Annotated in this window: 7 protein-coding genes; all 7 read left to right on the forward strand. The window is 63.3% G+C overall.

Annotation, left to right across the window (positions count from 1 at the left end; translation table 11 throughout):
* Positions 1-1,029: 1,029 nt before the first annotated feature.
* Positions 1,030-3,759, forward strand: coding sequence for a cation-transporting P-type ATPase (locus RUW20_RS04410; RefSeq protein WP_313950985.1), 2,730 nt, complete (start codon positions 1,030-1,032; stop codon positions 3,757-3,759).
* A 92-nt stretch (positions 3,760-3,851) separates the two neighbouring features.
* Entirely contained in the window at positions 3,852-4,457 is a 606-nt protein-coding gene (locus RUW20_RS04415; protein WP_313950986.1) for a heme-binding protein, read from the forward strand.
* 176 nt (positions 4,458-4,633) lie between these two features.
* Positions 4,634-5,104 carry a TerB family tellurite resistance protein gene (locus RUW20_RS04420; protein ID WP_313950987.1) on the forward strand — a complete coding sequence of 157 codons (471 nt, stop codon included), beginning with the start codon at positions 4,634-4,636 and terminating at the stop codon, positions 5,102-5,104.
* 233 nt (positions 5,105-5,337) lie between these two features.
* Positions 5,338-6,705 carry a Na(+)-translocating NADH-quinone reductase subunit A gene (locus RUW20_RS04425; protein ID WP_313950996.1) on the forward strand — a complete coding sequence of 456 codons (1,368 nt, stop codon included), beginning with the start codon at positions 5,338-5,340 and terminating at the stop codon, positions 6,703-6,705.
* A 3-nt stretch (positions 6,706-6,708) separates the two neighbouring features.
* Positions 6,709-7,926: an NADH:ubiquinone reductase (Na(+)-transporting) subunit B gene (locus RUW20_RS04430; protein ID WP_313950988.1), complete on the forward strand. Its 1,218-nt coding sequence runs from the start codon at positions 6,709-6,711 to the stop codon at positions 7,924-7,926.
* Complete coding sequence (locus RUW20_RS04435; protein ID WP_313950989.1) at positions 7,913-8,719, forward strand: Na(+)-translocating NADH-quinone reductase subunit C; 807 nt, start codon at positions 7,913-7,915, stop codon at positions 8,717-8,719. The genes RUW20_RS04430 and RUW20_RS04435 overlap by 14 nt, the downstream gene beginning before the upstream one ends.
* Positions 8,716-9,378, forward strand: a 663-nt coding sequence (locus RUW20_RS04440) for an NADH:ubiquinone reductase (Na(+)-transporting) subunit D (RefSeq protein WP_313950990.1), incomplete at its 3' end; no start/stop codon positions are given. The genes RUW20_RS04435 and RUW20_RS04440, both read left to right, overlap by 4 nt.

Here is a 9,378-nt window from a genome sequence, read left to right on the forward strand (position 1 = left end):
GTAGCCGGAGCTGCCCGTGATGCGACTTTGTGAGCTCGACGACCGGACGCCTGCGCATTAAAAATGTTGGGGGCTCACGGCAAGACCGGGCATCAAATTCTGGGACTGGTGCCTTCTTGCCATGCTGCAGCGCGCCAAAAACAGCGCGTTGTATGCGGCATGGATTGCGATGTGGCCGGCTGTCACCGACCCCCTCCGGCCGTTCGACTTTTTCCAAAGCGGCCAATCGTCGCAACATCCCGCGCTGTGGGAGCGGCCGTTTGTTGCACAGAAGTGATCTTGGTTACCGTGGCGGATGGTTTGAGGTTGGATCGGTGAGTGTGTGTAGCGTAGCGTCAGTCGGTCCACGATCAATTCAGGACGTAGCCCCTGAAGCCGGAACACTGAAGACCATCAACTCGCTGCGACGCCGAGGGCTAGGTCCTGGTTCGTCACCACCTTGCCAGCAGGATCTGACGAGTCGGAGAGCGAGGGTGCCGGTGGAGGCCAACAACAAGGCCCCGTGAGCGGAAGAACCAAAACCAGGGCGCTGATGTCGAGGGGGAGCGAGGCGTATGAGGAACCAAAGCAGCATCGCGCCTGCCGCGTGAGAAAACTTGTTCAGCCTTGCTGACCGGGGTCGGCGAATGGGCGAGCCCGCCAACTGCTATCTGAATCGTCACCATAGCCGCGACACTCCTGATCCCGACTCCTAGTTTTGGCTTGTCGCCTTCACTACAGCAGCCTGGCATTTGATAGCGCCGAGCGCGCAGCCGCGCACAAAGCATCGTTCGTGCCTGCTTGATCTGGTGACGCAAAGCGAGCATGCGGCCTGAAGTTCCTTTCCGATGCCTGTCGAGCCTTCAAGCGCTCGACCATCACCCAAAACCGCCTTCGCTTGCGACTTCTGAACTTTTTGTCTATGCTCTGTCCTAGACAACAAAAACAGCATCCTACTTCCAACCATGGGCGCATCCTGTGAGTGGCTGTGGTTCCAGGAGCTCGGCTCGTCCGCGCGACTGCAAAACCCATCGTATAGGAGTAAAGACCTTGCAAGACCTCTTGGAAAATCACTGGCACCGTTTACCTGCAAGCGAGGTGATCGAACTGCTCGATACCAACGGCGAAGGCGGACTCGATCAGTTCGAAGTCGCCGGGCGCCAGGAACGATTCGGTGCCAACGCCCTGACCCCTACCAAGGGCAAGAGCCCTCTGCAGCGCTTTCTCCAACAGTTCAACCAAGCGCTGGTGTACATCCTGGTGGCTGCGATCGTGGTCAAGCTGGTCCTGGGTGGCTATGTCGATGCGGCTGTAATTTTCGCCGTGGTCCTGCTCAACGCTATTCTTGGCTTCGCCCAGGAAAACAAGGCCTTGAACGCCCTCGCTGCGCTGTCGCGCGCGCTGACCACCGAGGCAACGGTAGTGCGCGCTGGGAATAAACAGCGGATCAACGCTCGTGACCTTGTTCCGGGCGATCTGGTCATGCTGGTTTCTGGCGACAAAGTTCCGGCGGACCTGCGCCTGCTGCAGGTCCGCGACCTGCAGGTCGACGAGTCCGCCCTGACCGGTGAATCGGTTCCGGTCGCCAAACAGGCCGGTGAACTGGCCCACGACGCGGCGCTCGCCGATCGCCACAACATGGCCTATACCTCGACGTTGGTGACGTATGGCACGGCGACCGGAGTGGTCACCGCCATTGGTGACGGCACCGAGATCGGCAACATCTCGGGTCTGATCGCCAGCACGCAGCAGCTTGATACTCCGCTGACGCGACAGGTCGGGCGCTTCAGCCATTATCTGCTCTACCTTATCCTGGCCCTGGCAGCCTTCACCTTCGTGGTCGGACTTGCACATGGGGAATCCTGGGTGGCGATGTTCATGGCGACTGTCGCACTGGCGGTGGCGATGATCCCGGAGGGCCTGCCGGCGGTGCTCACCATCACCCTGGCCATCGGCGTCGGGCGCATGGCGCAACGGCACGCGATCATCCGCCGCCTGCCGGCGGTTGAGACACTGGGCAGTACGACCGTGATCTGTTCGGACAAGACCGGCACCCTGACACGCAACGAGATGACCGTACAGAAACTGTCCGCAGGGGGCGCTCACTTCGACCTGACCGGCGTGGGTTATGGCCCTGAAGGTACCCTGCAGCAGCAAGGGCTGGCCGTAGACGCCGGCAATCATCCCGCCCTGCTGGCGCTGCTGCGCGCCGGCCTGCTCTGCAACGACTCGCTGCTGCGCGAAAAAGATGGCAACTGGCAGGTCGAGGGCGACCCCACCGAGGGTGCGCTGCTGGTGGCGGCGCGCAAGGCCGGTCTGGATGCACAGAAGGCCCTGGCCAGCGCGCCGCGCCTCGATGCGGTGCCTTTCGAATCGCAGCATCAGTACATGGCAAGCCTGCACGCCGGCACGTCGCGAATGATCTACCTGAAGGGCTCGGTGGAGAGCGTCCTGGCGCGCTGCAGCGGCGCGCTGGACGCCGGGGCGCAGACGGTGACGCTCGAGCCCGAGGTGGTGCTGGCACAGGTGGAAGCAATGGCCGCGGCAGGGCTACGCGTGCTCGCTTTCGCGCAGCGGCCCGCGAGCAACGATCAGGAGACGCTCGACCATCAGGACCTGGCCGAGGAAATGACCTTCGTCGGCCTGCAGGGAATGATCGACCCGCCACGCGAGGAAGCGATCAGGGCGGTCTCGGCGTGTCGCGACGCCGGCATTCGCGTAAAGATGATCACCGGCGACCATGCGGTCACCGCAGCCGCCATCGCCGGCCAGATTGGCCTCGATCAGCGCGCCGGTTCAGGCACGGCTCCGGCGGCACTGACCGGCACGCAACTGGCCACGCTTTCCGACAGCGAATTGACCGCCGCGGCGAACGATACGGCGGTGTTTGCACGCGTCACTCCCGAGCAGAAACTGCGCCTCGTGCAGGCGCTGCAAGCGCGCGGCGAGGTGGTGGCGATGACCGGCGACGGGGTCAATGACGCACCCGCTTTGCGTCGGGCAGATATCGGCGTGGCGATGGGGATAACCGGCACCGAAGTGGCCAAGGAAGCCGCGGACATGGTGCTCACCGACGATAACTTCGCCACCATCGCCGCCGCCGTCGAAGAGGGACGAGGTGTCTTCGACAATCTGACCAAGTTCATCACCTGGATCCTGGCGACCAACGCCGGCCAGGGACTGGTGATCGTCGTCGCGGTACTGCTCGCCCAACCGCTGCCGGTCCTGCCCGTGCAGGCGCTGTGGATCAACATGACCACGGCGGTCTTCCTCGGACTGGCATTGGCCTTCGAACCGAAGGAACCGAATCTCATGAACCGTCCGCCACGCGCTCCCGGCTCGCCGATCGTGAACGGCGAGCTGGCGCTGCGTATCGCGATGGTCGGTGTGATGCTCCTGGTCGGCGCCTTCGGGCTGTTCGAGTGGGCCCTGCTACGCGGCGCTACTGAAGAGCAGGCGCGTACCATCGCGGTCAATGTGTTTGCGGTCGGGCAGTCCTTCTACCTGCTCAACTGTCGCTCGCTGCGCTGGTCGATGTTCCACCTCGGTTTGCTGAGCAACCCGTGGATCTGGGCCGGCATCGGCACCATGATGCTCGCCCAGCTCGCATTTACCTACCTGCCACTGTTCAACCGCCTGTTCCACACCGCACCGATTGCCGCCTTCGACTGGTTGCCGATCATTGCTGTCGGATTGACGATCTATCTGGCGATGGAGCTCGAGAAGGCTTACCGGCGCCGCCGTACGGCTCTGTCACGGTCCGTGCGACCGGTGCGATGAGCTGCAAGGTGGCGTACCCATCATCAATCAACGCGGCATGTTCCGGGTCGGCCGCTCGGCGTCCGGTCGCTGCCCCTATTGGACGGACTCCCATGCGTAAGTTCTTGCTTTCCCTGGCCATCGCAGCCGCACCAAGCCTGTCGAGCGCCATCGAGGAACCCTCCTATGAAATCGAGCGACGGATCGGCGAAGTCGAGGTCCGACGCTACGCGCCGTACGTGGTAGCGGAGGTGATCATCAACGCGTCAGCGGAGGACGCAGGCGGTGAAGCGTTCCCGATTCTCGCCGGCTACATCTTCGGCAAGAACAAGGGCTCGACGAAGTTCGCCATGACCGCACCGGTAACCCAGGCGCCAGCGCCGATGCGACTCGAAATGACTACGCCGGTTACCCAGGCCGCCGCCCCGGGTGGCTATCGCGTGCAGTTCGTATTGCCCAGCAAGGTGACGCTCGACCTGGCGCCCGAACCGGACGACGCGCGGGTGCAACTGCGCGAAGTGCCAGCAAGCACCGTCGCGGTGATTCGCTACTCGGGCTTCTGGACCCAGGCCAATTACGATCAGCACCTCGCCGAACTCGAAGCGGCCTTGCGTACAGCAGGCGTGGGCTGGCTCGGAGAGCCAGTCCTGGCACGCTACAACCCTCCATTCACGCCGTGGTTCCTGCGCCGCAATGAGATCTGGTTGCAGCTCCAGTGAGAGGTGTCTCAATGGCCCGGCTTTCATGACCATTTTGCCGCACTACCAGCCAGTCAGCAGCGAAAGGCTTCCGTGGCGGGCGCGGCCGTCATGCACGTCGGAACTTTGTTCTGGCCAGAGCGGTCCTTGGCGTGCTCAGAAGAAACTTTTATTACCGTCCCAACAAGGAGAAAAGAATGCGGAATTATCCCATCGATAGTACGGAAGCCATGGCACGGATCGTCGCCCTCGCGCTGCTCGCTGACGGCGCGCTTGACCACAGCGAAGTCGAGGCACTCGAAAGGCACGAACTTCGCAAGAATCTGGACCTCCCCGCCGAGACTCTTGAGCGAGTCATACATGAATTCTGCAATGACCTGCTGCAAACTGCCCGCGCACCGAATATCGGACAGATCGAGCTCGACCTGCAATTGGTTGATCACCTGCTGGACGACATTCAGTCGCCTGAGCTGCAGAAAAAAGCCTTGACCGCGATCGTCGACATCGTCAATGCGGACGGTAGCCTCAACTCGGGAGAAGCGATTCTTGTATCGCAGGCCATGAGTCGCTGGGGGCTTGAACTGCAGCGGGTGACACACATCGAGGTGCGCGAGGCGAAGCACTTGTCGCCGATCGTTCCAGGGCAGGTTCAGGTGGCTGAAGCCTGATTGACTGAACAGCAAAATGGGCAAGAAAGACGCCCGTCACGGCTTCGATCAAGCGCTCCATGGCAGGAGCCCGGAGTGCTGATCGGGATCCGCTTTCGACTCCATGAGCTGACCATCGGGCAATGCCTACAGGTGCTTGTGGGAACACCGGCATACTCGAACGGTCGGGGTGGTGAAAATATTTTTGTCGCCCGGTTCGCCGGGGGACCATAGATAGAACCATGCGACAAGCGATCACGACAATTCGGCGGGGACTGGAAATACCCGTCGCGGGCGAGCCAGCGCAGCAAATCCCTGGTGCTGTTTTCTTTCCGCCTGCAGTGGCTTTGCTTGGTGCCGATTGCCACGGCCTTCGACCTTCTCTGGCAGTTCGCGAGGGTGAGCGGGTAGAAGCCGGGCAGGTGCTGTTCTCGGACAAGGATCGCCCGGGAGTGGTGTTCACCGCACCATGCGCGGCCACCATAGCGGAGATCCGGCGCGGCGCACAACGTGTTTTTCAGGCCTTGGTGCTGGCGACCGATGCCAGCGCAAGCGACGGACCGGCGTTGGGTCCAGCGCGCGAAGACGCTGAACTGGCCGTGCTCGATGCGGCCGTCGTGCGCGCTCAGCTTTTGACCTCGGGGCTATGGACAGCGCTGCGGACGCGTCCCTACAGCCTGCTGCCGGCGGCCGACGCGACGCCACGTTCCATCTTTGTGACCGCGCTCGACACACACCCGCTGGCAGCCGATCCGGCATTGATTATTGCCGCGCATGCCGATGATTTTCGCCGCGGCATCGTAGTCTTGTCTCGGCTGGCACGGGTTTTCGTCGCCGTCCCGGCGGCGGGCGACGGGCTTTCGCCAGCCGCCGAGGCCGCGGCCGGACTCGCCAACGTGCACTGCGCGACTTTTGCTGGCCCACATCCGGCAGGGCTGCCTGGAACGCATATCCATTATCTCGATCCGGCAAGCGCCACGCGCACGGTCTGGCATCTGCACTACCAGAGCTGCATTGCCATTGGCCGCTTGTTCGCCAGCGGTCGCCCGTGGTGCGAACGAATCGTCTCGCTGGCCGGACCAGGGGTCGTTTCGCCACGGCTGCTGCGCACCTTGCCCGGCGCCGATCTGCTGGCGCTGACGGCCGGCTCGCTCCACCCCGGCCGCCAGCGCATCGTCTCGGGTTCACTGCTCGGTGGGCGCGCGGTCAGTGCGCCGAACGCCTTTCTCGGCAGCCTGCATCTGCAGGTCAGCGTGCTGCCGGAGGGCGACGACCGCGAGTTCATGCACTACCTGCGAGCCGGGGTGAACAAGCATTCGGCCCTGCGCGTCTTCACCTCCAGCTTGTTTGGCCGTCGCCCGCTGGCGTTGACCACGAGTACCCAGGGCAGTCCACGGGCCATGGTGCCGGTCGGCAGCTACGAGGCGGTCATGCCGCTGGACATCCTGCCCACGCAACTGCTGCGCGCGCTGATCGTCGGTGATACCGAAATGGCACAGAATCTCGGCTGCCTGGAACTCGACGAAGAGGACCTCGCCTTGTGCACCTACGTCTGCCCTGGCAAGTACGAATACGGTCCCATTCTGCGCGATGTTCTGACGCGTATCGCCAAGGAGGGCTGAGGGATGCGACTGCGCGAGCTGCTCGACCGTATCGAACCGCATGTCGTGCCCGGCGCGCGCCACGAAAAGTGGTACGCGCTCTACGAAGCCATCGATACCTTCTTCTACCGGCCGGCTTCGGTGACGCGCACCACGGCCCACGTGCGCGATGGTATCGACCTCAAGCGCATCATGATCATGACCTGGGCTTGCACACTGCCAGCGCTTTTCTTCGGCATGTGGAACATCGGCTTCCAGGCCAACCAGACCCTGGCGGCACAGCCAGCGCTGCTGGCGGCGCAAGACGGCTGGCGGCTGTCGCTGATCGGCCTGATGGCCGGCTTCGACCCGTCGTCGGCATGGGACAACCTGATCCACGGTGCGGCGTGGTTTCTCCCTGTCTACGCAGTCACTTTCATTGTCGGCGGCTTCTGGGAGGTGCTCTTCGCGACCATCCGCCGGCACGAGGTCAACGAGGGCTTCTTCGTCACCTCGGTGCTCTTCGCGCTGACCCTGCCGCCTTCGATCCCTCTCTGGCAGGTGGCGTTAGGCATCAGCTTTGGCGTTGTCATCGGCAAAGAGGTTTTCGGCGGTACCGGCAAGAACTTCCTCAATCCGGCCCTCACTGGCCGCGCCTTTCTTTACTTCGCCTACCCGGCACAGTCGTCCGGCGACGCGGTGTGGACGGTGATCGATGGTTACGCCGGCGCCACACCACTGGCCATCGCCGCGCAGTCGGGTGCCGACGGCATCAGTGCTGCTGGCTACAGCTGGTCGGCGGCTTTCCTCGGGGTGATTCCCGGTTCGATCGGCGAAACCAGCACGCTGCTGATTCTCGTTGGCGGCGGCCTGCTCGTTGCCAGCGGCGTCGCATCCTGGCGCATCGTGCTCGGTGTCTTCCTGGGCATGGTGGCGATGAGTTCGCTGCTCAACCTCATTGGCTCGTCCGACAACCCGATGTTCGCCATGCCCTGGTACTGGCATCTGGTGATTGGCGGCTTCGCTTTCGGCATGTTCTTCATGGCCACGGACCCGGTTTCTGCAGCCATGACCAACACCGGCAAGTCGATCTTCGGTGCCCTGATCGGCGTGATGGCGGTCCTGATACGGGTCGTCAATCCCGCCTTTCCGGAGGGAATCATGCTCGCTATCCTGTTCGCCAACCTGTGTGCGCCGCTGATCGACTACGCCGTCGTGCGCGCCAACATCCGTCGCCGGGAGCAACGTGATGCCTGCCCTTAGGGAAACGCCGCTCGCCGTGCTGCGCATCGCGCTGCTGGTCAGCCTGGTCTGTTCAATGGTCGTCGCCGGGACGGCGGTGGGTTTGAAGTCGATGCAGCTGGAGAATCGCCGCGTCGACCGCGAGCGTCACTTGCTGGCGATCGTCGGTCTGCACGATCGCGTACTGTCGGCCACCGAGGTCGGTGAGCGCTTTCGTGACCGCATCACGCCGCGCCTCGTCGATCTGGACTCCGGCGCTTACATCGCCTCTCCACCAGGCCACGATAACTTCGACCCACTGACCTGGGAGGGCGCCCGCGCGGCCACCGACCCGGCGCTCTCACGGGCGCTGTTGCGCAGCGAGGACATCGCCGGGATTCAGCGGCGCGAGCGCTACGCGGTGGTCTATAAGCTAATGAAGGGCGAGCGCGTCGAAGCGCTGATCCTGCCCGTGCGCGGCTATGGCCTGTGGTCGACCCTGTACGGCTTTCTCGCTGTCGACGCCGACCTCAATACGGTCCTCGGGCTGCGCTTTTATCAGCACGCCGAAACGCCGGGCTTGGGCGGAGAAGTGGACAACCCGCGCTGGAAGGCGCTTTGGCCAGGCAAGCGCCTGTTCGATAGCGACGGGCAGCTGCGGCTGCGCGTCGGCAAGGCCAGTGGCGATAACCAGGATGCGAGGTGGCGCGTCGACGCGCTGGCTGGCGCAACGCTGACCAGCAATGGCATCAACAACATGATTCGCTTCTGGCTCGGCCCGCAGGGCTACGGCCCCTATCTGAAACGTCTGCAACAAGAGGGAGTTGAATTGTGAACACCAGCACTTCGGCAAAGCCGCGCGGGCTCGCCGTACTTTTCGCCCCGGTCTTCGACAACAACCCGATCGCCTTGCAGATCCTCGGTATCTGCTCGGCGCTGGCGGTGACGGCAAACCTCAAGACGGCGCTCGTCATGTCCGTGGCGCTGACCCTGGTGACCGCCTTCTCGAACCTCTTCATCTCGCTGCTCCGCCGCCAGATCCCCGGGTCTATCCGCATGATCGTGCAGGTGGTCATCATTGCCTCTCTGGTCATCGTCGTCGATCAGGTTCTGCGTGCGGTCGCCTTCGAGTTGGCCAAGCAGCTGTCGGTGTTCGTCGGGCTGATCATCACCAACTGCATCGTCATGGGCCGCGCCGAAGCCTTTGCCATGCAGAACCCGCCATGGCCGTCTTTCCTGGATGGCATCGGCAACGGGCTTGGTTACAGCGCGCTGCTCGTTGCCCTGGGTATCACCCGCGAGCTCTTCGGCAGCGGCACGCTGATCGGTTTCCGGGTACTGCCGACGGTCGCCGACGGCGGCTGGTATATGCCGAACGGGCTGCTGCTGTTGCCACCCTCCGCCTTTTTCCTGATCGGCCTGTTCATCTGGGCTCTACGCAGCTGGAAGCCGGAGCAGGTCGAATCGCCGGCCTTCCGGATGGCACCACAGGTG

This window comes from Accumulibacter sp. (assembly GCF_032229525.1).
Taxonomy (GTDB): Bacteria; Pseudomonadota; Gammaproteobacteria; order Burkholderiales; family Rhodocyclaceae; genus Accumulibacter.

Bases quoted from the DNA above. Each gene is read 5' to 3' on its own strand.
- RUW20_RS04435 (WP_313950989.1), top strand. From the start codon at position 7,913: ATGCCTGCCCTTAGGGAAACGCCGCTCGCCGTGCTGCGCATCGCGCTG.
- RUW20_RS04430 (WP_313950988.1), top strand. From the start codon at position 6,709: ATGCGACTGCGCGAGCTGCTCGACCGTATCGAACCGCATGTCGTGCCC.
- RUW20_RS04420 (WP_313950987.1), top strand. From the start codon at position 4,634: ATGCGGAATTATCCCATCGATAGTACGGAAGCCATGGCACGGATCGTC.
- RUW20_RS04415 (WP_313950986.1), top strand. From the start codon at position 3,852: ATGCGTAAGTTCTTGCTTTCCCTGGCCATCGCAGCCGCACCAAGCCTG.